Source organism: Myroides sp. DF42-4-2 (assembly GCF_030326445.1).
Taxonomy (GTDB): Bacteria; Bacteroidota; Bacteroidia; order Flavobacteriales; family Flavobacteriaceae; genus Flavobacterium.
In genome coordinates this window covers 1-22,542 of the sequence record NZ_JACAKI010000003.1, presented here as the reverse complement: position 1 = coordinate 22,542, position 22,542 = coordinate 1, and the positions used below count along the sequence as shown (strand labels likewise).

20 protein-coding genes and 1 tRNA gene are annotated in these 22,542 nt (G+C 36.9%); 8 read left to right on the top strand and 13 right to left on the bottom strand.

Going from position 1 to position 22,542, the window contains the following annotated elements; translation table 11 throughout:
* The 4 genes from HX062_RS04010 to dut form a co-directional block, all read right to left on the bottom strand.
* Positions 1-1,260, bottom strand: a complete 1,260-nt coding sequence (locus tag HX062_RS04010; RefSeq protein ID WP_182628323.1) for a murein hydrolase activator EnvC family protein — start codon at positions 1,258-1,260, stop codon at positions 1-3.
* 40 nt (positions 1,261-1,300) lie between these two features.
* Positions 1,301-2,077 (bottom strand): lipoprotein insertase outer membrane protein LolB1, encoded by a 777-nt coding sequence (gene lolB1 / locus HX062_RS04005; RefSeq protein WP_286466497.1) that lies wholly within the window; start codon positions 2,075-2,077, stop codon positions 1,301-1,303.
* An 85-nt stretch (positions 2,078-2,162) separates the two neighbouring features.
* On the bottom strand, positions 2,163-3,173 hold the full coding sequence (locus HX062_RS04000) for a sugar phosphate nucleotidyltransferase (protein ID WP_182628321.1): 1,011 nt from the start codon (positions 3,171-3,173) through the stop codon (positions 2,163-2,165).
* Between the two features lie 28 nt (positions 3,174-3,201).
* Entirely contained in the window at positions 3,202-3,639 is a 438-nt protein-coding gene (gene dut / locus HX062_RS03995) for a dUTP diphosphatase (protein ID WP_182628320.1), read from the bottom strand.
* Between the two features lie 177 nt (positions 3,640-3,816).
* Between dut and xseA the strand changes: the two genes are divergently transcribed.
* Both xseA and xseB read left to right on the top strand, forming a co-directional pair.
* A complete protein-coding gene (gene xseA, locus HX062_RS03990) occupies positions 3,817-5,304 on the top strand; it encodes an exodeoxyribonuclease VII large subunit (protein ID WP_286466495.1) in 1,488 nt (495 codons plus the stop codon).
* On the top strand, positions 5,265-5,459 hold the full coding sequence (xseB, locus tag HX062_RS03985) for an exodeoxyribonuclease VII small subunit (protein ID WP_182628318.1): 195 nt from the start codon (positions 5,265-5,267) through the stop codon (positions 5,457-5,459). Before xseA ends, xseB begins: the two co-directional genes overlap by 40 nt.
* Before the next feature lie 42 nt (positions 5,460-5,501).
* On the opposite strand, the gene HX062_RS03980 is transcribed toward xseB, so the two are convergent.
* The 3 genes from HX062_RS03980 to HX062_RS03970 form a co-directional block, all read right to left on the bottom strand.
* The gene (locus HX062_RS03980; RefSeq protein WP_430530055.1) at positions 5,502-6,800 is read right to left on the bottom strand and encodes a mechanosensitive ion channel family protein; all 1,299 of its coding nucleotides are present in this window, start codon (positions 6,798-6,800) and stop codon (positions 5,502-5,504) included.
* 199 nt (positions 6,801-6,999) lie between these two features.
* On the bottom strand, positions 7,000-7,902 hold the full coding sequence (locus HX062_RS03975) for an OmpA/MotB family protein (RefSeq protein ID WP_286466492.1): 903 nt from the start codon (positions 7,900-7,902) through the stop codon (positions 7,000-7,002).
* Positions 7,903-7,929: 27 nt separating this feature from the next.
* Positions 7,930-8,697 carry an exodeoxyribonuclease III gene (locus HX062_RS03970; protein WP_182628315.1) on the bottom strand — a complete coding sequence of 256 codons (768 nt, stop codon included), beginning with the start codon at positions 8,695-8,697 and terminating at the stop codon, positions 7,930-7,932.
* A 380-nt stretch (positions 8,698-9,077) separates the two neighbouring features.
* Here HX062_RS03970 and HX062_RS03965 point away from each other — a divergent pair, with 380 nt between their 5' ends.
* The gene (locus tag HX062_RS03965) at positions 9,078-10,901 is read left to right on the top strand and encodes a GNAT family N-acyltransferase (RefSeq protein WP_182628314.1); all 1,824 of its coding nucleotides are present in this window, start codon (positions 9,078-9,080) and stop codon (positions 10,899-10,901) included.
* 170 nt (positions 10,902-11,071) lie between these two features.
* Complete coding sequence (locus HX062_RS03960) at positions 11,072-11,509, top strand: hypothetical protein (protein WP_182628313.1); 438 nt, start codon at positions 11,072-11,074, stop codon at positions 11,507-11,509.
* A 62-nt stretch (positions 11,510-11,571) separates the two neighbouring features.
* Here the strand turns inward: HX062_RS03960 and HX062_RS03955 are convergent, their stop codons facing one another.
* The 5 genes from HX062_RS03955 to serS all read right to left on the bottom strand — a co-directional run bounded on the left by HX062_RS03955 (position 11,572) and on the right by serS (position 16,337).
* Positions 11,572-12,516 (bottom strand): 2-hydroxyacid dehydrogenase, encoded by a 945-nt coding sequence (locus HX062_RS03955; RefSeq protein ID WP_286466490.1) that lies wholly within the window; start codon positions 12,514-12,516, stop codon positions 11,572-11,574.
* Positions 12,517-12,526: 10 nt separating this feature from the next.
* Positions 12,527-13,879 (bottom strand): magnesium transporter, encoded by a 1,353-nt coding sequence (gene mgtE, locus HX062_RS03950; RefSeq protein ID WP_182628311.1) that lies wholly within the window; start codon positions 13,877-13,879, stop codon positions 12,527-12,529.
* The gene (gene rsmA / locus HX062_RS03945) at positions 13,869-14,648 is read right to left on the bottom strand and encodes a 16S rRNA (adenine(1518)-N(6)/adenine(1519)-N(6))-dimethyltransferase RsmA (RefSeq protein ID WP_182628310.1); all 780 of its coding nucleotides are present in this window, start codon (positions 14,646-14,648) and stop codon (positions 13,869-13,871) included. The genes mgtE and rsmA overlap by 11 nt, the downstream gene beginning before the upstream one ends.
* 11 nt (positions 14,649-14,659) lie before the next feature.
* Positions 14,660-14,971, bottom strand: coding sequence for a DUF4286 family protein (locus HX062_RS03940; protein ID WP_182628309.1), 312 nt, complete (start codon positions 14,969-14,971; stop codon positions 14,660-14,662).
* 94 nt (positions 14,972-15,065) lie between these two features.
* On the bottom strand, positions 15,066-16,337 hold the full coding sequence (serS, locus tag HX062_RS03935) for a serine--tRNA ligase (RefSeq protein ID WP_182628308.1): 1,272 nt from the start codon (positions 16,335-16,337) through the stop codon (positions 15,066-15,068).
* Positions 16,338-16,660: 323 nt separating this feature from the next.
* On the opposite strand from serS, the gene rseP reads away from it, so the two are divergent.
* Complete coding sequence (rseP, locus tag HX062_RS03930; RefSeq protein WP_286466489.1) at positions 16,661-18,019, top strand: RIP metalloprotease RseP; 1,359 nt, start codon at positions 16,661-16,663, stop codon at positions 18,017-18,019.
* A 72-nt stretch (positions 18,020-18,091) separates the two neighbouring features.
* A tRNA-Asn gene (locus HX062_RS03925) sits at positions 18,092-18,165 on the top strand.
* Positions 18,166-18,268: 103 nt separating this feature from the next.
* Here the strand turns inward: HX062_RS03925 and HX062_RS03920 are convergent.
* On the bottom strand, positions 18,269-19,261 hold the full coding sequence (locus tag HX062_RS03920) for an Omp28-related outer membrane protein (RefSeq protein WP_286466487.1): 993 nt from the start codon (positions 19,259-19,261) through the stop codon (positions 18,269-18,271).
* Positions 19,262-19,385: 124 nt separating this feature from the next.
* Between HX062_RS03920 and HX062_RS03915 the strand changes: the two genes are divergently transcribed.
* Complete coding sequence (locus HX062_RS03915) at positions 19,386-19,874, top strand: TlpA family protein disulfide reductase (RefSeq protein ID WP_286466486.1); 489 nt, start codon at positions 19,386-19,388, stop codon at positions 19,872-19,874.
* A 3-nt stretch (positions 19,875-19,877) separates the two neighbouring features.
* Positions 19,878-21,530, top strand: a complete 1,653-nt coding sequence (locus HX062_RS03910; protein ID WP_286466485.1) for a DUF6029 family protein — start codon at positions 19,878-19,880, stop codon at positions 21,528-21,530.
* Positions 21,531-22,542: the final 1,012 nt, after the last annotated feature.

Below are 22,542 nucleotides of genomic sequence, written 5' to 3'. Positions count from 1 at the left end.
TTAGTTACTTCTACTCAACCAATTTTGAGGGTTGTCAATATTGGAGTTGTGCGAAAGTAAGAATTTTAAAACAGTTTTTCCAGTGCTGTTGGTGTTAATTGTTCCGATCGTTTGCTTGAGACTTACTTTATCTCCTTTCTGTACCGTTACATCACGCAAATTTTGGTAAACTGTTATATAATCCCCATGTTGAATTAAGACTGCTTTATTTCCGCCGGACAACACTTGTACTTGTAGTACTTCGCCTTCGAAAATAGCTCTCGCTTTTGCGTTAGATTCTGTGGTAATTTCCACTCCACTGTTGTGAATCGTCAAATGAGTTTGCACGGGGTGAGGCTGGTCGCCATAAGCCAAAGAAATATATCCTTTTTCTACAGGCCAAGGTAGTTTACCGCGATTGGCTTTGAAGTTATCAGCCACTAATTTACCCTCTGGTGTTAGTTCGAAGGTAGCTGCGGCAGCCGTTGTTGCTGTAGATTTTGTTGTAGATTTACCTGCTTTTGCCGCAGCTTCTCGCGCTTTGCGGTTCGCCTCCTCAATCGCTTCGCGAATCAACTGTTTTATTTTGCGATCAATCGCTTTTGTCTCGTCTTGTTTTTTCTTGATCTGTTCATTGAACTTTTTCTGATCCTTTTTAACTATGGACACAAGATCTTGTTGTGCAGTTAAATCTTGTTGAAGGGCCTTTTCGTTGGCTTGTTGTTCTGCTAAAAGCTTGCGTTGTTTTTCTTTTTCAACTTCTAACTTAGCTAAGGCTTCTTTTAAAAGAACCGTTTTTTCCTTGAGTTCTTCTCCTTGTTGTTTTCTGAAATCTGCGTATTGCTTGAGGTACTGCACGCGTTTGTACGCCTGAAAAAAGTTTTCAGACGACAGAATAAACATCATTTTACTTTGATTCGAACGACTCTTGTACGCTTTTACAATAGTTTGCGCATAATCTTTTTTCAATTGCTCTAGCTCTTTTGCTAAGGCATTTGCTTCTTTTTGATTGATGGCTATGGTATTGTTGGTGATGTTAATCTGCTTGCGCACGTTGTTGATCAATTGCTTGTTTAAGGTAACCTTGCGATTGATCTCTTCAATTTCCGCCAAAATATTGCGCTCCTTGGTCTGCTCTCTATGAAGGAGTTGCTGAACAGACTTAATCTCAATGATAATCTGTTGTTTTCTGCGCTCTAACTGTTCTTGCGTCTCTTTCTGCTGGGCACACATAGGTAATGCCATTAAAATGAACAATATAGAGCAGTAGGTTTTCTTCATAGCGGTGTACTTCTTAAGCCATACAATATTACGGATTTTTTTACAATTTAATCATTTTGTATCCTTTTGGAACACTATAATTTAGATGTAAATCTTCGTTAAATGAAACTTTTCTATAACGAATATCCAAATTTATGGTTTTTTCTCCTTCTTCTGCTAAAATATTTACTTCCGTAGGTACAATAAATTGCTTGATTTTTTGATATCCTGGATAGGAAATTGTTACTTTTCGATTTGAATCGCGTTCTTCAATCGCCTCCTTCTTCAGTAAACTATTTTCGTCCTCGAAAAAGTAAGTAGACTGGAGTTCTTCTTGTTCTACAGTGCTCAATTTGTGTAGACCATCCTCAATTGTTGCAATAAATGCTTTGCTTTCTTGACTGTCTAAGACTTGACCTAAGAGCAAGTTTTGTAAGCGATTAAAATTGATATCTGTTCCTACAAATCGCGTTAAAACATCAAATCCGCCTTGGAATGCCGTTTCATCTAGTTTGTTGTAGTATTGTACCTGTTCTGGGGTAATCAGTGATTTGAAAATCAGAATATCCGCGTAGCGAATATTGATCTGAATCTGCTTGTCTTTTTCGATTAATACCTCAATCCCCACTTTTCTATTTTCGTAACGATCTTTATATTGCGCGCTTCCTTGAAGAAAGGCAGTTTGGAATTGTTGTGCATTTTTTGCGTGATCGTTCAAGACCACTAAAGCTGTTTTTTCCTTTTTCGCATCTGCTTCACGCAAGAGAAATCCTTCGCCTCCTTTTTTACAACCGATAAACAGTATACTCGTTAGGAATATCAATGCAATTTTTCTCATATTATCTGTAAGTCTTGTGATTTGTTAATCGAATATAGATAAAAAAAATCCGTTTTAAAGAAATTTAAAACGGATTTAATATTTTTTAGTCTAAAACGGAATAATCTCCAAGGCTAATATTGGTGTGATTGCCATTGTATTTTGCGTGATTACCAATCATGGCATTGTCTAAGTTTGCATGAGCAATGTAGGCATTTGTTTGGATCAAGCTATTTTTTATTGTTGCGTGTTCAACTACAGAATGATCGCCTAAGGAAACATTGGGGCCTATGGTTGCATTTTTTAGTACAACGTGATCACCAATATAGCAAGGTGGGATAATTGTACTGTTTTCCAATTGAACTGAAGCCGACACATAGTTGGCGTTTTCAGCTTCTAAGAAGTTCAACATTCTATTGTTGGTATCAACTGTTACGTCTTTGTTTCCGCAGTCCATCCACTCTGCTACGGTACCTGGAACAAAGCGCATGCCTTTTTGTTTCATATTCTCTAAGGCATCGGTTAATTGATATTCACCTCCTTTAATAATGTTGTTATCCAACAAATATTCCAATTCTTTGCGCAAGGTTTCTCCGCTTTTAAAGTAGTAAATCCCAATAATAGCAAGATCGGAAACAAAAGTAGCTGGTTTTTCTACGAAATCGACGATTTCATTTTTGTCGTTTAATTGTACCACGCCAAACGCACTAGGATCTTCCACTTGTTTCACCCAAATAACGCTATCTGCAGTCTTGTCTAGATTAAAATCAGCGCGGAATAAGGTATCAGCATAAGCCACAACGATAGGTCCTGTCATACTTTCCTTCGCACATAAAATGGCGTGTGCGGTTCCCAAAGCCTCATTTTGATAGCATATAGTTCCTTTTGCACCTAATTTTTCAGCGATGGCAATCAGGTCTTTTTCAGTTTGCTTACCAAAACTTTCGTGTATGATGAATGCAATTTCTTCAATTTTATCTTGTAGTACTTTCGCAATATCTTCCACTAAGCGGTGTACGATTGGTTTTCCTGCGATCGGAATTAAAGGTTTAGGCGTAGTAAGGGTATGGGGGCGTAAACGTGATCCACGTCCAGCCATAGGTACAATGATTCTCATTTTGTTTATATCAAGCTTAATTTTATTCTTATTTTATTCCAGTACTGCCAAATCCACCAGCGCCACGTTCTGTTTCAGAAAGAACTTCCGTGTTTTCCCATTGGATTTGCTCGTATTTTGCTATGACCATCTGCGCTATGCGCTCTCCATTTTCAATAACAAAAGGCTCATTTGATAAATTTACGAGAATAATACCAATTTCTCCTCGGTAATCTGCATCAATTGTTCCGGGAGAATTCAATAAAGTAATTCCCTTCTTTGCAGCTAAACCACTTCGAGGCCTAATTTGTGCTTCGTATCCCTCAGGTAGTTCAATAAAAAGTCCAGTCGGCACGATTGCTCTCTCCAAACTGTTCAGCGTAATGGGTGCCGACAGATTCGCTCGTAGGTCCATACCAGCCGATTGTGAAGTTTCATAATGAGGCAAAGCGTGGTTTGATTTATTTATAATTTTTACTGCTGTCATAAAAATAGTATTAAAAATATGGCGACAAAGATAACGGTTTGTTCTGACAATTAGCTTGTGATGAGTGAGTTTTCCACCTAAGATTGGCCGAATAAAAGCACTTGGTCATTGGCCAAGGAAATTGTAAAAAGGAAGTTAAGTCCTATAAAATTTTGTACTTTCGTTTTTATTTCCCTTATGCAAGACAACCGAAAAATATTTTCCTTACACGCGATTCTCAATCGAGTACAGCAGGTTTTTGATGAACTCATGCTAGGGAAATTCTTTTGGGTAAAAGTAGAAGTGCTCAAAGTAAACAAGGATCGCAAGGGACACTATTATTTAGAATTAGTAGAACAAGTTGAGGATCAAGTATTGGCAAAATGTCGGGCGACAATTTGGAGCAGGCATGTTGAGCGCTGTGTCATCGAAGGAGGAGAGGATTTAGAAAAAGTAGTCAAAGAAGGTGCAGAAATCTTATGCTATGGCGAAGCGATTTTTCATCCTGTTTACGGATTCTCTCTCCATGTGATTCACGTAGATTATGCGTTTAGTTTAGGGGAAATTGAACGAAAAAAGCAACAAACCTTACTGCAGTTGAACCAAAGAGGATTGCTTTCACTCAATAAGGGTCGATCCCATCCGTTGGTCATTCAACATATTGCGGTAGTCGCTTCGGTAGGCACTTCGGGATACGAGGATTTTGTACAGCATTTAGAGCAAAATCCACATCATTTTTCGTTTGTGTTGACGTGTTATGATACCCAAGTACAAGGAGAAGGCGCTGTGACTAGTTTACTGCGACAGTTGGAGGTTGTTTCTAAAGGTGATTTTGATGCGGTAGTCATTATTCGTGGAGGCGGATCTAAATTTGATTTGGATGTTTTTAACGCTATTCAGGTTGCTGAAAAAATAGCGCAAATGCCCTTTGCCGTTTTTACGGGTATTGGACATGAAACCGATCGTACCGTGGCTGATGATGTCGCGCATACTGCTTTTAAAACGCCAAGTGCTGTGGCTTCTTTTATTCTTTCTTTGGCCTTTGAGTTTGCCATGTCAATTGCACAAGGCACACAGGCTTTACTTGATTATACTGCGCGTATTCTGAAACAGCATACCTCCAAATTGGCACAACTAGAAGATAATGTCGGTCGGATCAGCAAATTTAGAATAAGTGAAAGTCAATCTTATTTAGATGGGCAGACAACGGAACTAGACTATGTGATTAAACAACTGATACAACGGTCAGCCAGTGACTTGCGCTTTGTTGAATTGGCAATTGAAACCGAGGTAGATACACAGGTAAAGAAACGAAAAAACGAACTCAAAGACCGATCAACTCGCTTGGCGCTATGGGCAAAGCAAAACCTAGGACTGGAACAACAAAAAATGGGTAGTACACAAGAGATGATTGTCGCTCGTTTGCGCTATAAACTTGCCCAATCAAAAGCAACGCTTGTGCAGATGGAAGAAATTTTATCCCTTTACAATCTTGAGCACCTCTTGAAAAAAGGATTTGCTGTGGTTCGCCATCAAGGGAAAGTGCTGCACGCTAGTACGCCCTTGTCAACTGGAGATACAGTGGATGTAATGATATATAACAAAACCTATCGCATAGTGATAGGAAGCATAGAAGAAATTGAACAATGGAAAAACTTACTTATGAACGAGCAGCAGACGAATTAGATCAAATTCTAACTGCCCTAAAAAACGACGAAGTTACTGTGGATGAACTAGCTGAAAAGGTGGAACGCGCTTCTCAGTTGATTGTCTTTTGCAAGAAGAAATTAATGGCCACAGAAGAGAAAATAGAGAAGATTATACACAAATTGGAGCAATAAAAAAGGTTCGGAAGTAGTTCCGAACCTTTTTTATTGGGTATATTAGTTTGAATACTTAGTTGGATCTTGGCTATTGGCAATAAACTGTCTTACATCATCTGATGAAGGAAGTTCAAATACTTCTAAATGGAAATAGTCAATAGCGGCCAAGACGTGATCAAATATATCCGCCATTACAGTTTCGTAAAAGGCCCAAACGGTACTGTTGGTAAACATATACAATTCGATAGGCAAACCGTGTTCGGTGGGTTGCAAATGGCGGACCATTAGGTGGTATTCCTTGTGTATGTTTGGATTTTGTTGAGTATAACGCAATACATACGCTCGAAATAAACCAATATTAGTCATGCGGCGCCCGTTGATTGGCATGGATTGATCGGCATTGGTATTGTGATTGTATTCGTCAATTTCTTTTTGTCTTTCTTCAATGTAGGGCTTTAAGAGCTGAATTTTCTTTAGCTCATTAATTTCAGCAGGTTCTAAAAAGCGAATAGACGACATTTTGATGTTGATGCTTCGCTTGATTCTTCGTCCACCAGATACCTGCATGCCACGGTAATTCTTAAAGGAATCACTGATGAGCAAATAAGTAGGGATTGTTGTAATGGTTTTGTCGAAGTTCTGCACTTTTACAGTACTTAGGTTAATTTCCAATACTGTTCCATCCGCGCCGAATTTTGCCATTTCAATCCAGTCTCCCACGCGAACCATATCATTGGTAGATACTTGTATACTGGCAACAAATCCCATAATGGTATCTTTGAAAACGAGCATCAAGATAGCCGAGGCAGCTCCTAAGGATACTAGAAAGGTCACAGGATCTTTGCCTGTAATAGTCGAAAAGATAATCACACCAGCAAAGAAGTAGAGGAAGATGCTCGCTACTTGGCTATAGCTGTCGATCGGCTTATCCGCTAAACGAGGTTTCGTTTTGGCATAATCTCTAACGGTTCGAATGATCGAACGACAAAGCAAGGTAATAACGATGACAAATAAGAGATTTGTTATCGTTAATACCGCCTTTATTACCCCTGGGAACCCCATAAAAAAGATGGGGAATAAAATACGTGCTAATGCAACAGGAATAAAGTGAGTAATATTGTGTAACACTTTATTGTTGATAATCAGATCATCGAGTTTTGTCTTACTTCGGGATGCGTATTTTCGAGCAATGACGATGAATATGTTTTTTAAAATATAATCTAACGTATACATAACGAGTGAAAACGCAAGTAATAATGCGATTGTCGTTACAACGTGGGTTTCGTGTTCATTCAATTGTAAAAAACGCAGGTAATCAAAGAACCATTTGTAGATGACATTTAGTTCACTAAAGTCCATAATTTCTTGTATGTTCTGTTGATTAAGGGTGGAAAGAAACATGTAATTTGTTTTTTAGTTTTGGAATTGCAAGATAAGCAATATAAATGGGTTTCTGTGTTAATGAAGTGGGAAAACAAGTATAAAGACAAGAAAATATTTAAAAAAAGTGCTATAATTTAGTAGTTATAGCACTTTTTTTTAAAGGGTGTTGTGATTTTTATAATTGATTCAACATTTCATTAATCTTGTCTAAATTAGGGGTAAGGATAACTTCGATACGTCTGTTTTTTGCTTTTCCCTCATTTGAGGTATTGCTCATTAAAGGAGCGTATTCACCTCGTCCTGCAGCTGTAAGATTCTTTTTGTCGATGGCGTTATTCTCAGATAAGATGGAAACTATGGCCAAGGCGCGCTTGGTCGATAAGTCCCAGTTATTTTGTACTCCCTCTCCTAAATTACCCAAAACTTTATCGTTGTCAGTATGTCCTTCAATGAGTACAGAAATGTCAGGATTGCTGGCGAGCACTTTTCCCAATTCCACCACTGCTCGACGTCCGTCGTCATTTACTGTCCAACTACCAGATTTGAATAACAGTTTATTTTCCATGGAAACATACACTTTTCCATTTTTTTGTTCGATGGTTAACCCTTTTCCTTCAAAGACATTCAAGGCTTGAGATAAATTATCTCTTAGTGCTTTCATCGACTTGTCGTTCGCCGCTAGAATTCCTTCTAACTCCTGAATGCGTTGCGATTTTAAATCCAATTCTGCTTGTGATTTTGCCAATCGCGCAGCTTCCGCTTGAAGTGATTCTTCACTGTGTTTTTCGAGATTAGTATAGGAATGTTGCAATTCTTGTAGTCGATGTTGAGCAGCAGCAATTTCCGCGTTTAGGTTCTGTCTTTCTTGTTGTAAATCTTTCAACTGTTGAGCTAACTGTTTTTTAGCGAGCTCTAAGTCACTCATCGAACTGTTTAAAGTCGCTAAATCATTCGCCAATTGTTCATTTTCATCAAGAATACTTTGAAAATTGGCATCGAGTTCATTATATAACCTTCTTGTCACACAAGAGGAGAGTAGAGTTAGGGCAAGTAAGCCAAAAGCGCATTTTTTAATCATGTAGTTTTTTGGGTTTTTAGTTTGGGATTAAGCTTTTATTTCAACGACAATTGGACAGTGATCCGAATGTTTTACTTCCTGTAAAATAGAAGCACTTAGGATGCGATCTTGCATCGATTCGGCCACCATATGGTAGTCGATTCTCCAACCTTTGTTGTTGTTTCGGGCATTGGCGCGATAGGTCCACCAGCTGTATTGGTGTGGTTCTGGATGGAACAAACGGAAGCTATCGATAAATCCATGTGCCACAAATTTGTCTACCCATGCGCGTTCTTCAGGTAAAAAACCAGAAACCTTTGCGTTGCGTACCGGATCGTGAATGTCAATGGCTTTATGACAGATGTTGTAGTCGCCACAAATAATTAAGTTGGGAATTTCTTGTTTCAACGCTTGAATATAGTTGAAAAAGTCGTCCATGTATTGGTATTTAAAATCCAATCGATCGATATTCGAAGCCGAAGGAAGATATAACGACATCACAGAAAAGGTGTCAAAATCGACACGTAGATTTCTACCTTCAAAATCCATATAGTCAATGCCCGTTCCGTAAGTAATGTGGTTAGGTTTTTCCTTACAAAAAATAGCTACGCCGCTATATCCAGCTTTTTCTGCCGAAAAATAGTACTGATAGGGGTATCCTGCTAACGTAATTTCATCGGTAGGAATTTGATTTTCTTTTGCTTTGGTTTCTTGTATGCAAATTATATCTGCATTTTCCTCCTGCATCCAATCTAATAGTCCTTTTTTTATCGCTGCGCGAATCCCATTCACGTTATAGGATATTATTTTTTTCATTATGGCTGATTTTTGTATGAAAATCAAAAATAGAAAAAATATGTGTTATTCCGGCTCAAAAGAGCCGTATCGACGTGTTTTTTAATCTTTAATTAGCATTCTGTTGTTGCATTGATAAATGGGAGGTTAACAAGTAGTTGTCCGTGCTGTCGAAGTGGAAATTTGCCGAAGAATAAACAAGGGTATAGAGGGAATAAGCTCGAGCATTTTGTTTTTGCCTGCTAATGGCGCTGACAAAATTGTACTGAGGTATCTTTTTTTTAATCAGATATTTAGGTTTTTAACATCAATAAGACTAGTGATATCCGTGCAAGGATGAGAAAATAAAATAGAATACCTAAAGAATTTAGTATATTTGTCTTACTTAAATTTTGAAATTGATGGGGTTAGTAACAGCTAAGGAAGTAGCGAAAGCGATTAACGTGGACAAGTATGGTATCTTTGGTACTTTTACGGGGTGGTTGCTTATGAAGACGCTTAAGGTTACTACCTTGAATAAGATTTACGACAGGAATAAACATTTAGAAGAGTTAGAGTTTTTGAACGCTATCTTAGAGGAGTTTCAGATTGAATTCCAAATTGATCCAGAAGAATTAAAACGCCTACCTAAAAAAGGGCCATATATCACAATATCAAACCATCCATTAGGAGGAATTGACGGTATATTATTGTTGAAATTGATGTTAGAGCACGATCCTAATTTCAAGATCATTGCCAATTTTATCTTGCACCGCATAGAGCCTTTAAAGCCTTATATAATGCCTGTGAATCCATTTGAAAATAATAAAGATGTTAAATCAAGTGTTTTGGGATTAAAAGAGACATTGAGGCATTTAAGTGACGGAAAACCTTTGGGAATATTTCCCGCAGGAGAGGTTTCTACCTATAAAGACGATCGTTTGGTTGTTGATAAACCATGGGAAGAAGGAGCTATTAAATTGATTAAAAAGGCCAATGTGCCTGTTGTGCCAATCTATTTTCACGCAAAAAATAGTAAGCTATTTTACTTTTTATCCCAGATAAACCCAACTTTACGTACGGCAAAATTGCCTTCAGAATTGTTGACGCAAAAAGATCGCGTAATCAAAATACGCATCGGACGCCCAATTTCTGTTGAAGAACAAAACGAACATTACGATTTAAGCGATTATGGAAACTTTTTGCGCTTTAAAACGTATCTGTTGTCAAACGCTTATAAAGATGAGGACTCTCGTAAATGGATAAAAGTTCCCTCTTTTAATTTTAAATTTCCAAAGATGGTAAAGGACATCGTCCCTCCACAACCCCTAGATCGAATTAAACAAGAAATAGAAGTTTTACGCGAAAAAGACTTTCGATTACTTCAAAGTAAAAACTATGAGGTTTTCTTGTGTAAATCAGACTTAATTCCAACAATATTGTTGGAGCTTGGTCGACTTAGAGAGGTTACTTTTAGAGAGGTAGGCGAGGGAACAAATAACGAATTAGATCTGGATCAATACGATAAATACTATCACCATATGTTTTTATGGGATAGCGAAGCAGAACAAATTTGCGGGGCCTATCGCATGGGATTGGGATCTGAAATCTATAAAAAATACGGAATCAACGGATTTTACTTGAATGAATTGTTCCGATTTGAATCTGAACTCTATCCGATGATGGCGCAATCCATCGAAATGGGGCGTGCATTTATTGTCAAAGATTACCAACAAAAGCCTATGCCTTTGTTCTTATTGTGGAAGGGTATCGTACATACTACCTTGCGCTTCCCAGAACATCAATACCTAATCGGAGGAGTGAGTATCAGCAATCAGTTTTCAGATTTTTCCAAATCGCTGATGATCGAATTTATGCGTAGCCATTATTTTGATCCTTTTATTGCACAATATGTTACGCCAAAAATGGAATATAAGGTGAATTTGAAGGATGCAGATAAAGATTTAATTTTTAATGAAACCGAATCGGATTTGAATAAATTTGACAAGATTATTGAAGACGTTGAACCAGCAAAATTGAGAGTTCCCGTGTTGATCAAGAAGTACATCAAACAAAATGCTAAAGTAATAGCTTTTAATGTAGATCCACTCTTCAACAATGCTATTGATGGGTTGATGTATATCAAAATTGCAGATCTACCAGAAAGTACGGTGAAACCTGTCATGGAAGAGTTCGAAGCAGAACTGGAACGAAAAATACAAGAGGAAGCCAATAAATATAATTAAACTTTAAAAAACACCTAGTAATAGGTGTTTTTTTTATACTTTTTATTGACGCTAATGGAAACTTGTTTTTTATTTGGTTGTATTTTGTTTTAATTACTATTTTTTTAAGCAATTGATTGTTTTATATGAAAAATATGCTATTTTTGAGTTGTTAAATAAAAGTAAAAACAATGTTCAAGAAAGTTAAATATTTTTTAGTTTGCGCAGGTCTTGCATTAGGAGTTGCAAGTTGTAGTAGTGATGATGGTAGTGACCCTAAACTTCCATTGAAAAGTGAAACCTATGATATTACAGTAGAAATTACAGAGTCAGTAGGTCTTGATCATATTATTGTATATAAATCAAATGGAACGAAAGTTACTACAGATGTAATATTTAAAGATGATGGTATTCCAGTAGCAGTAACTCCAGGAACACCACTTCCTCCAAGAAAGTTGAAATGGGAAAAGAGTTATACCAAAAATAGTGAAGAGTATATTAGTATTATTGTAAAAGGTAATGAAGGAGAAACATATGGTGAGGTAAATGTTACAGTGAAACGAGAAGAAGAAATTGTGATGCACAAAATAGGAACTGGAAAAGATATTTTAGTAGAACTAGGTTTCTAAAAAAATCGATATAATAAAAAAAACAGCCATTTGGCTGTTTTTTTTATTATATAAGTTCAGTGTTAATGAAACAGTTGACGTATTTTATTGACAATAATTTGGGCTAATTTTTCTTTGCTTTCTATGGTCCACCCAGCGATGTGGGGGGATAGTAGTACTTTTTTGCTTTGAATTAAGTATTGTAAAGGTTGTGGTAGGTTTGCTTCAGCAAACATATTTTCAAAAGACGATTTCTCATATTCTAACACGTCTAGTGCTGCACCTCGTATTTTTCCACTTTCTAAAGCGTCAACTAAATCAGGGGTGTGTACTGCTTTACCTCTTGCGGTATTGATAAGCCAAAAGGGCTTTGCCATATGTTGAATAAAGGAAGCATTAATGAGGTGAATTGTTTCAGGTGTTTGTGGTAGGTGTAAACTAAGAATATCTGCTCGCTCTTGCAATTCGGCTAACGATACTTGCTTAGCGTATTGGTTTTCTAAATTATTTCGAATATCATAAAAGATCACCTCACAATCAAAGCCTTGTAGGCGTTTTGCAAACGCATTTCCCATGTGACCGTAGCCAATGATTCCAACAGTTTTTCCTTCGATTTCAACCCCTCTATTGCCTTCTCGAATCCAAATGCCTTGTCGAACCTCTTGATCTACTAAATGTAACTTATTGAATAGGGTCAACAACATGCCCAAGGCATGTTCACCTACAGCTGTTTGGTTTCCCTCAGGAGCAGCAATAAGGGCAATGCCTTTTGACGCCGCATATTCACCATCTATATTTTCTACTCCCGCTCCAACACGACCAATGAACTTTAGTTGTGTTGCTTTTTCCAAAAAAGAAGCGTCAATCTTAAATCGACTGCGCAGTATAATTCCCTCGTATTCGTGTATACTTTGCTCTATTTCTTCTTTGCTAGAAGTGTAATCCTCTACATTGGTATATCCCATAGCGGCTAGTTGTTCTAGCATTAAAGGGTGGTTGCTATCTAGATGTAATATTTTTTTTGCCATAACCTAAGATTTAAAAACCAAGTATCACTTTTGCAATGGAAAAGTAAATTAAAATTCCAAAAATATCGTTGCTTGTTGTAATAAAAGGACCTGTTGCTAAAGCTGGATCTATACCATATTTGTTTAAAAAGATAGGCACAAACGTACCGATTAAGCTCGCAATGATGATCACGCTAATTAGCGCTATAGACACCGTAATTCCAATGATGTAATCCACGCCCAAAAGCACATGACTTCCGATCATTAAAAGGATAGCCAACAAAAAGCCGTTTAATAGGCTTAGAGAAACTTCTTTACCCAGTCTTTTCCATATGGAGCCCGAAATGGTATTGTTGGCAAGGCCTTGCACGATAATCGCCGAAGATTGAACTCCTACATTACCCGCCATAGCGGCAATTAAAGGAGTGAAAAAGAACAAAACACCAAATTTCTCCATTGCTCCTTCAAAACTTCTCGAAACATTTACAGCAACAAAACCTCCAATCATAGCGAGAATCAACCAGGGTAAACGCGCTTTGGTTAGGGTTAAAATGCTGTCATTGGTATCTACATCTTGTGAAATACCCGCAGCCAACTGATAATCTTTATCTGCTTCATCTTTGATTACATCGACAATATCATCAATGGTAATGCGTCCAACGAGCCTACCCATTTCATCGACAACGGGAATAGCTTCTAAATCGTATTTCTGCATGATGCGCGCAACTTCCGTGTCTTCCGTATCTACTTTGACATAGTCTACTTTTGGAATATAGACATCGCTAATGTGTGTAGTAGTTGAAGAAGTAAGTAAATCTTTAAGAGATAAACGTCCTTTTAAACGTCCTTCATCATCCACTACATAAATAGAATGCACACGTGAGACGTGTTCTGCTTGCTTGCGCATCTCCTTGACACAGGTAAGAATCGACCAATTTTCATTGACTGATACAAACTCCTTGGCCATTAATCCCCCTGCGGTATCTTCATCATAGCGCAAAAGCTCCACAATGTCCTTGGCGTGTTCTAAGTCTTCAAGCTCTAAGAGAACCTCTTCTTTTCTCTTTTCTGATAATTCGGCAATAATATCTGCCGCATCATCGGTATCAAGCTCATCTAACTCTTCTGCAATCTCTTTGGGAGAAAGACTCTTTAATATCTTTTCCCGTAAATCTTCATCTAAATCAAGTAGTATTTCTGCAGTGACTTCACTATTTAATATATCGAAGATATAAATGGCTTCTTCAGAATGAAGCTCATTCATAATCTCAGCAATATCCACAGCGTGAATATCCTTTAGGAGTGCTAATAATTCGGCTTCTTGGCCTGTAGCAATAAGTTCTTCGATTTGTTGGATAGTTCCATCACTGATTTTAAACTCCATGTAGTTCTATTTTTTTTGTAAGATCAATAAATTCTTCTACTCCTAATTGTTCTGGACGCATGTTAAAAATCGCCTCCTCTCGGATGTCATCGGGTAAATTGAAACTCTTTAAACTATTTCTCAAGGTCTTTCGACGTTGATTAAAAGCAGTTTTTACGACGGTAAAAAATAATTTTTCATTGCATGGCAAGGAGTAATTCTCTTTTCTGCGCATGCGCATAACCCCAGATTTGACTTTGGGTGGTGGATTAAAAACATGTTCAGACACCGTAAATAAGTATTCAGTGTCATAAAATGCTTGAGTTAGCACAGAGAGAATACCATAGGCTTTGCTGCCTTTCTTCTCACATATGCGTTCGGCAACTTCTTTTTGAAACATACCTGAAAATTCAGGTACAAAATCGCGAAGCTCCAAAACGCGAAAAACAATCTGCGTGGATATGTTATAGGGAAAGTTTCCTATAACGGCAAAAGGTTCTTGGTTAAATGCCTGTACGATATTGAATTTTAAAAAATCTTGTGCAAAAATATGATCCTGTAATTTAGGATAGTGTTTGTGTAAATAGTCAACAGATTCCGTGTCGATCTCTACCACAAAAGTTTCAATGGGCTTGTCCAAGATATACTTGGTCAACACGCCCATTCCAGGACCAATCTCCAATACTTTTTTATACCCTTCTAAGGTAAGCGTATCTGCGATTCGCATCGCAACATTTTCATCCGTTAAGAAGTGTTGCCCCAAGTGTTTTTTTGCTCTTACTTTATCCATGGTAAATTGGTTTAGTGTTCGCTAATTAGCTCTAGTTCTGTTTTGAAGGTAAGCATTAATTCGCCAAACTTTTTGCGCGATTCACTTTCAAAGAAATCGGCGTCTTCGCGGTAAAATTGGTTCAATACCTCTGCGTTGGGCGCTTCAAATTGAAGGGAGTACGTAATTCCACCCATGTCTTCCTCTACAAGAACTTTCACCATACGGGCTTTATTGAATTTTTTTGTATTGAGCATGCCAGGAATGTAAAACTCTTTGGTCCATGCCATCCATGTATCGTGTACACTTTCATGGATGTTTATCGTTATATTGTAAATAATCATCTGCGGTATATTTGGGTTGTACAAAGATAAAAAAAGCACCAAATGACTTTATCGGATTTGGTGCTTTTCATATGCGAGTATTTATCGTGTAAAATTAATCAATAATATCAAATCCTGTGTACGGTCTTAAGACCTCAGGTATCACAATTCCTTCTGGCGTTTGATAATTTTCTAAAATTCCAGCCAATACACGAGGTAACGCTAGTGAACTACCGTTTAATGTATGAGCCAATTGGCTTTTGCCCGTTTTATCTTTAAAACGCAGTTTCAAACGATTGGCTTGGAAAGTTTCAAAGTTAGATACCGAACTGATTTCTAACCATCTGTTTTGGGCAGTTGAAAACACTTCGAAATCGTAGGTCAACGCAGAAGTGAATCCCATATCTCCACCACACAATCTCAAGATTCGATACGGCAGTTTTAATTCGTGTAACAATTCTTGAACATGCTCGACCATTCCATCAAGGGCTTGATATGAATTGTCAGGATGTTCGATGCGTACAATTTCCACTTTGTCAAATTGGTGTAAGCGGTTTAACCCTCTAACATGTGCACCATACGATCCTGCTTCTCTGCGGAAACATGGGGTATAGCCTGTACAAAGCACTGGGAAATCACTTTCTTGAAGGATTACATCTCTAAACATATTCGTAATTGGCACTTCCGCTGTTGGAATTAAATACAAATCATCCACGCCAATGTGATACATCTGTCCTTCTTTGTCTGGTAATTGCCCTGTTCCAAATCCTGAAGCCTCATTAATAACGTGAGGAACTTGGTATTCTCTATAGCCTGCTGCTGTATTCTTATCTAAAAAGTAAGAAATTAAAGCGCGTTGTAAGCGAGCTCCTTTACCTTTGTATACAGGAAATCCAGCACCCGTAATTTTATTCCCTAATTCGAAGTCGATTAAATCGTATTTCTTAGCCAATTCCCAGTGTGGTAATGCCCCTTCGTGTAAGGTAGGGATCTCTCCGTGTTGGTGAACAGTAATGTTGTCTTCAGCATCTTTTCCTGTGGGAACTATATCCGCTGGAACGTTGGGAATCGTATATAACTTCTCGGTAAGCGCAGCTGAAATTTGATTTAACTGTTCAGTCAAGTCTTTACTTTGCTCACGTAAATTTGATGTCTTTTCTTTGATGAGTTCTGCCTTTGCTTTCTCTCCACTCTTCATTAACTCTCCAATACTTTTGGATAGCTTGTTGGATTCCGCTAAGACATTGTCTAATTCAACTTGTGTTGCTCTTCTTTTCTCATCTAAAGCAATCACTTCGTTTAGCACCTCCGTAACATCAAGATTTCTTTTTGCCAAGCCTTTAATCACTTGTTCTTGATTCTCTCTAATAAAAGCTATCTGTAACATAGTATAAATAATAGTTTAAGATAACAAAGTTAGAAAATACTTTTTTATTATTCGTCTTTTTGTTGTTTTTCATCGGATTACTCGCTTATAAAAAGGAGAACGTAACGTTAAATCGCCTTTTATCCCATAATTATGCCCCCTTTCGCTTTGTTGCAACAGCAACAACAACAAAAAAAACGAAATATAGCGGCATGAGTGATTTACATTTAGCGAATTCGTCTAGGCTTGCATCTTTATCAATAATAGTTTGCTAAAATATAGTTGATAGTTCAACTAATATTTTATTTTTGCTTATTATTCAGATTTGAAACGAAATTAGTACAATGGAAATATTGATTAAACTTTCTCAATTCTTATTGAGCTTATCCTTCTTGATTATCCTACATGAGTTAGGACATTTTATCCCAGCTAAATTATTTAAAACGCGTGTGGAGAAATTCTATCTCTTCTTTGATGTAAAGTTCTCTCTATTTAAAAAGAAAATAGGCGATACAGTGTATGGAATTGGTTGGTTGCCTTTAGGAGGATATGTTAAGATCTCTGGAATGGTGGATGAAAGCATGGATACAGAGCAATTGAAAAGTGAGCCACAGCCGTGGGAATTTCGTTCAAAACCAGCTTGGCAGCGTTTAATCATTATGTTAGGTGGGGTAACAGTAAACTTCATCTTAGCTTTTGTGATTTATATCGGGATGACCTATGCCTATGGTGATTTATATATTTCGAATAAAGATATGAATCATGGCGTTTGGGTGCAATCACCTATCCTACAAGAAGCAGGATTAAAAACCGGAGATAAAATTGTTGCGGTTGATGGGAAGGAAATTGAGCGTTTCAACGATGTTGGTTATGAGGTTATGATGGGGCATCAGATTGAAATTGAGCGCAATGGGGTGAGAGAAAATATTGACTTACCTGTAAACTTACTCGGGCAATTGAGCGATGGAGCTAAAAAAGAAGGGTGGATTTCCTTGCGTATTCCCTTTGTTATTATGGGGTTTGTGGAGGATATTCAAGGGTCTAATGCGTCAGAAGTATTTCAAGCAAAAGATGTTATCAAGAGCATCAATGGTATTGCAACACCGTTTATGGATCAAGTACAGCCTGCAATCGTTGGATTAAAAGGGCAGACTGTTCCCGTTGTTGTCGAGCGTGACGGAAAAGACGTTACCGTTCAATTGCAGATCAATGCAGATGGCGTTGCTGGCATAGCGCCAGCTGGAGGATTGTCAATCGACACCATTAAGCAAATGGGATTATATAATATCAGCCAAGTAAAGTATACCCTAGGGGAGTCTATCTCAGTAGGCTTAAGTAAAGGGACAGAGAAGGTAACAGGCTACTTCCAGCAATTAAAGAAAATTATTAAACCGGAAACAGGAGCCTATAAAGGAGTAGGTGGATTTAAGGCCATCTACGATATTTTTCCATCAGTATGGAGCTGGGAATACTTCTGGAATATTACAGCTTTATTGTCAATTATGTTAGGAGTAATGAACTTATTGCCAATTCCTGCCTTAGATGGAGGTCATGTGATGTTCTTGTTGTATGAAATGATTTCGGGTAGAAAACCAAGTGATAAATTCTTGGAAAATGCGCAAATGGTTGGTTTCTTTATACTTATAGGGTTGTTGTTGTTTGCCAATGGAAATGATATTTACAAAGCGATATTCAGTAAATAAAAAATAAAGCGAATGTAGTTGCAGAAATAAAAAATGATGTTATATTTGCACTGCATTTAAGGTAAGATACCTTCCTCCTTAGCTCAGTTGGTTAGAGCATCTGACTGTTAATCAGAGGGTCCTTGGTTCGAGCCCAAGAGGGGGAGCAAAAAAAGCCTGACAAGAAATTGTCAGGCTTTTTTGTTTAAATTACATATTATAAGAAAAACCTATACATAACGTATAGGTTTTTTTAGATATTGAAGTATATTATTCTACTATCTGGTAGTCTTGTGTTGTGTTTGCTTTTGCTTTTTGAGCGTTTAATACTTTTCCATCTTTGTCTAGGATGGCAACAACAACACTAACATTTTCTAAATTTTCTATAGTATAAGTTAAGTTTGAGGTTGTTTTAAATTCATTTGTAGTTACTGATTCTCCTGCAGCAATCGCTTCTCCCAAGAAGTTATTTGTTGCACGTACCACTTGGTTGTGAATGAAATTATTCTCCCATCTTCCACCTCCGCTAGTATTACCATGCAGAGTTGTACCATTGGCTTGTTTGAATACTAAACCGTCTTCAATCAGATATACAACATATTTTAAATTTTGATTTAAATCCTCTCCAAATTTCAAGCTTATTGTAACCTCACCATTTGAAGGGGTTAATGCTGATTCAATTTTAATTCCAATAGGAGAACTTGCTTTGAAGAAATTATATTTGGTATGGAATTTTTCAAATAAAGCTAAATCAAATACAGGTACATTAACGTTGTCTACTCTACGCTTTGGTGTAAATAATTGGAATTCTGATCCTCCAATGTTTGGTGTTCTGTTCCAAGAAATATGTGGATAACCTCTTAGTCCAACGGCTCTAAGAAGATCAATAACATTTGGTAATACAAAGGGATCTACAACAAGGTCACGATCAAAATCATCGTGTATAGCCACAGAAATTACTTTATCTGCATATTCTGTGTTTGCAATTTCCTCTGTTGCTAATGTAGCTATGGGACAAGCGACACAACTAGCTGATGTAATATCCTCAACTAATATTTTTTGTGCATATTGATAAACAGCTGTATCTCCTCCACCAGTATCTCCTCCGCCAGTATCTCCTCCTCCGGTATTTCCACCACCTCCTGGGTTTCCACCACCTCCTGGGTTTCCACCGCCATTATTTGCACTATCGTCGCTTGAGCATCCTATCATAAAAGTCATAGCTAATACTAGGATTGCTGAATGTAAAATTTTTTTTCTCATGATCCGTTTTGTTAATTAATGGTTAATTTATATACAATATTACAACTAAAAAAAACATAATAAAAAGTTAAGAGTTTCTTTTTTTGTATATATTTACCTTTTAATTTTAATTAAGTATTTTTTTATGAGAGTTTTTATGGTATTAATGTTTCTTGCTTCCTTTTTTTCTATTAACGCGCAACAAACTACTTTACCTTCGGTAATATTGAAAGATATGGACGGTAAGGCATTTAATATTAGTGATTTAGCTAAGGAAGAGAAACCTGTTATTTTAAGTTTTTGGGCAACATGGTGTGGACCGTGTTTGAAGGAATTAGCTGCTATTAATGATGTTTATGAAGAGTGGCAAAAAGAAACAGGTGTGAAATTAGTGGCTGTTTCTATTGATGATGCAAAATCAGTAAAACGAGTGAAGCCTTTAATTAATGGGAAGGGATGGGAGTATCAAGTGTTGTTGGATCAAAATCACGAGTTAAAACGTGCGATGAATGTGGTGAATGTACCTTTTACGGCTGTAATATATAAAGGAAAAATTGTGTACAAACACACAAGTTATACTCCTGGAATTGAAAAGGAATTATTCAAACAAGTTAAGGCAGCGCTAAAAAATTAGAAGATGAAAAGAATATTACTAGCGCTTGGTGTTTTTTTTAGTTTTATACATGTACAGGCTCAGATTCGTGTGGGTTTAGAAAATAATTCACAGTGGTATATCGATGATAAAAAAATTAAATTGGACCCAGTAGAGGCAGAAAAAGATCGTTTCCGTGCAAATTCTTACCTAAAAGTAGATTACGATTATAAGAATTGGTCTTTTGGTACACAACTGGAGAGTTATGCGCCTGATCCATTGTTGAACTATAATCCTAAATTTAAAAATTTTGATATCGGAACGATTTATGCTCGATATAATAATGTGGAGAAAGGATTAGATGTAACGGCTGGACATTTCTACGATCAGTTTGGAAGTGGTTTACTGTTTAGAGCATGGGAAGATAGACAACTGGGGGTTAATAATGCAATATTTGGATTAAATGCAAAATATGATATTGATACCTGGGGGAAAATTACGGTATTAGGTGGTAGACAGCGTATTGGTATGGGATTTGATTTTGCGAAGTCAATGTTATATGGTGCTGATCTTTCTGTGAGCATTGATGATATAGTTGGATGGCAAGATCATATGTTAAGTTTTGGAGTAAGTTATTTGGGGCGTAAAATTAGCAGTGATAAAGAGAATGAAGATCTGAAGAATTTTAATTCAAATTATGCAGTTCGTGCGGATTATGCCAAAGGAGGTTTTTATATAGGAGCCGAGTTTGTTAATAAAGAACTTGATTATGTCGCTCAAGCAGGCTTTGTTAGACCAGACAATAAGCAAAAGGGAAATGCATTGTTAGTTAATTCTGGATATTTTAAAAAAGGAATGTCTATCGATGTGAATCTTAGAAGAATTGAAAATATTCAAAGTTTTTCACAACGTGAATTTTTAGGTAATGAGTATTTTCAAGGTGTACTTAACTATGTGCCTGCACTTACTAAGCAGTATGATTATTCCTTACAAAATATATATGTTTATCAAGCTCAAGGAAGTATTGATTGGTTAGCGGGTAAGGCAGGTGAGATTGGTGGTCAATTTGATTTTTATTATGAATTTCCAAAGGAAAGTACGCTTGGTGGAAAATATGGAACAAATTTAGTAGTCAACGGTTCGTATTGGGCAGGTTTGAAGACTGAAATGGATTTCGATGAAGATAAGCTAGATTCGAAGTTTCTTGATTTTGGAGAAAAGTACTATAGGGATTTTGGAATTGAAATAAGAAAGAAATGGTCAAGTAATTGGTCTTCGATCTTTATGTATTTAGATCAGTATTATAATGCCACTGCATTAGAAGGTAAATTCTATGACGTTAAAACGCAAATTGTAAGTGCTGAAGCTACTTATCAATTTATGGATAATAAATCAGTTCGTTTAGAGGCGCAGCATATGTGGGCAGACAAGGATAAAAAGAATTGGCTAGCAGGAACCTTAGAGTTTGCTTATAATGCCAATTGGGCTGTCTTTGTGAATGATATGTATAATTATGGTAATGACGATAACGAAAAGCAAATTCATTATTACAATGCTGGTATTAGTTATACAAAAGGAACTACGCGCGTTTCAACCAGCTACGGTAGACAACGTGGAGGATTATTATGTGTTGGAGGAATATGTCGTTATGTAACTGAAGCTGCCGGATTAACAGTTGGTATCACAACATCATTTTAAGATTTTATATTTTAGAATTATTATTTTGTTTTTGTACAGAAAGGAGAGCGAAAGCTCTCCTTTTTTATTTAGACATTTATTGTTAGCTTTCTTTAGTTTTCCTCATTCCTTGATAAGCTACTATAAGACTAGTTCTTCCTTTTATATTAATAAAGCGACATGTGTGGACAATTTATATAGACGCGATGATATTTTTAGTCCTCCTCACCAAACCATGTGGCTAAAACACCTATACCTATATAAAAGGAGTTTCCATACCAAGATGCTTGAGTTGTATTTCCTTCCTTATATATGGATTGTACTTAATAAGTAGGCCCCTATGATCAAAAGCTATTTTCTTTTTTTGGTCGCTGGATTTACTTTTTGCGCTTTCCTTTTCATTCTTTATAACCCTCCTACAAAGGTTGTGATTGGTTGTTGTAGTTGTTTTTCATGGCTCTGCTTCGACTCCCCTCCAACACTTCTTCGACAAAAAGGCCTTTTTTCCAGTAACTGTGCAGGGAGAGTTGGAGGGGAGTTGGAGAGGAACACCAAGAAATAGGAGACAAACCTCACGACGAGCAAAGAGCAACGAGCAAAGAGCAACCTACAAAAAAAAACTTTTCGATCTAACGTGCGTTATAGTAATGAGTTGTGAATAAAAGTGGAATTTCACTGAAAAAAAAGCAACAAATAATTTGGAAGTGGGGAAAAAGGTACTACTTTTGCATCCGCATTAAACAAGCAGACGTTCATAGAAAAGCAGTAGAAAAGGCTTGAGATTGGTTCAAAAATATTTTTTAAAAATAAATTTGGATAATCGAAATAAAGAGTCTTATCTTTGCAGTCCGCTTCAGTAAACACTGAGGGTTGGCGAAAAGTGATGAAAAAATATTTTTCAAAAAAGTTTTGCTAATTCAAATAAAGTTTTTACTTTTGCACTCGCTTCGAAAAACAAGTAGGAGAGAGATTGAAACACGATCATAGACATATTGGACAACAGCATACAAATTAAAGAGAGTAAGGTGATCTT

What these genes read in the sequence shown, in the direction of transcription:
- HX062_RS04010 (WP_182628323.1), bottom strand. Translation starts at nt 1,260, where the DNA reads ATGAAGAAAACCTACTGCTCTATATTGTTCATTTTAATGGCATTACCT.
- lolB1 (WP_286466497.1), bottom strand. Translation starts at nt 2,077, where the DNA reads ATGAGAAAAATTGCATTGATATTCCTAACGAGTATACTGTTTATCGGT.
- HX062_RS04000 (WP_182628321.1), bottom strand. Translation starts at nt 3,173, where the DNA reads ATGAGAATCATTGTACCTATGGCTGGACGTGGATCACGTTTACGCCCC.
- dut (WP_182628320.1), bottom strand. Translation starts at nt 3,639, where the DNA reads ATGACAGCAGTAAAAATTATAAATAAATCAAACCACGCTTTGCCTCAT.
- xseA (WP_286466495.1), top strand. Translation starts at nt 3,817, where the DNA reads ATGCAAGACAACCGAAAAATATTTTCCTTACACGCGATTCTCAATCGA.
- xseB (WP_182628318.1), top strand. Translation starts at nt 5,265, where the DNA reads ATGGAAAAACTTACTTATGAACGAGCAGCAGACGAATTAGATCAAATT.
- HX062_RS03980 (WP_430530055.1), bottom strand. Translation starts at nt 6,800, where the DNA reads ATGGACTTTAGTGAACTAAATGTCATCTACAAATGGTTCTTTGATTAC.
- HX062_RS03975 (WP_286466492.1), bottom strand. Translation starts at nt 7,902, where the DNA reads ATGATTAAAAAATGCGCTTTTGGCTTACTTGCCCTAACTCTACTCTCC.
- HX062_RS03970 (WP_182628315.1), bottom strand. Translation starts at nt 8,697, where the DNA reads ATGAAAAAAATAATATCCTATAACGTGAATGGGATTCGCGCAGCGATA.
- HX062_RS03965 (WP_182628314.1), top strand. Translation starts at nt 9,078, where the DNA reads ATGGGGTTAGTAACAGCTAAGGAAGTAGCGAAAGCGATTAACGTGGAC.
- HX062_RS03960 (WP_182628313.1), top strand. Translation starts at nt 11,072, where the DNA reads ATGTTCAAGAAAGTTAAATATTTTTTAGTTTGCGCAGGTCTTGCATTA.
- HX062_RS03955 (WP_286466490.1), bottom strand. Translation starts at nt 12,516, where the DNA reads ATGGCAAAAAAAATATTACATCTAGATAGCAACCACCCTTTAATGCTA.
- mgtE (WP_182628311.1), bottom strand. Translation starts at nt 13,879, where the DNA reads ATGGAGTTTAAAATCAGTGATGGAACTATCCAACAAATCGAAGAACTT.
- rsmA (WP_182628310.1), bottom strand. Translation starts at nt 14,648, where the DNA reads ATGGATAAAGTAAGAGCAAAAAAACACTTGGGGCAACACTTCTTAACG.
- HX062_RS03940 (WP_182628309.1), bottom strand. Translation starts at nt 14,971, where the DNA reads ATGATTATTTACAATATAACGATAAACATCCATGAAAGTGTACACGAT.
- serS (WP_182628308.1), bottom strand. Translation starts at nt 16,337, where the DNA reads ATGTTACAGATAGCTTTTATTAGAGAGAATCAAGAACAAGTGATTAAA.
- rseP (WP_286466489.1), top strand. Translation starts at nt 16,661, where the DNA reads ATGGAAATATTGATTAAACTTTCTCAATTCTTATTGAGCTTATCCTTC.
- HX062_RS03920 (WP_286466487.1), bottom strand. Translation starts at nt 19,261, where the DNA reads ATGAGAAAAAAAATTTTACATTCAGCAATCCTAGTATTAGCTATGACT.
- HX062_RS03915 (WP_286466486.1), top strand. Translation starts at nt 19,386, where the DNA reads ATGAGAGTTTTTATGGTATTAATGTTTCTTGCTTCCTTTTTTTCTATT.
- HX062_RS03910 (WP_286466485.1), top strand. Translation starts at nt 19,878, where the DNA reads ATGAAAAGAATATTACTAGCGCTTGGTGTTTTTTTTAGTTTTATACAT.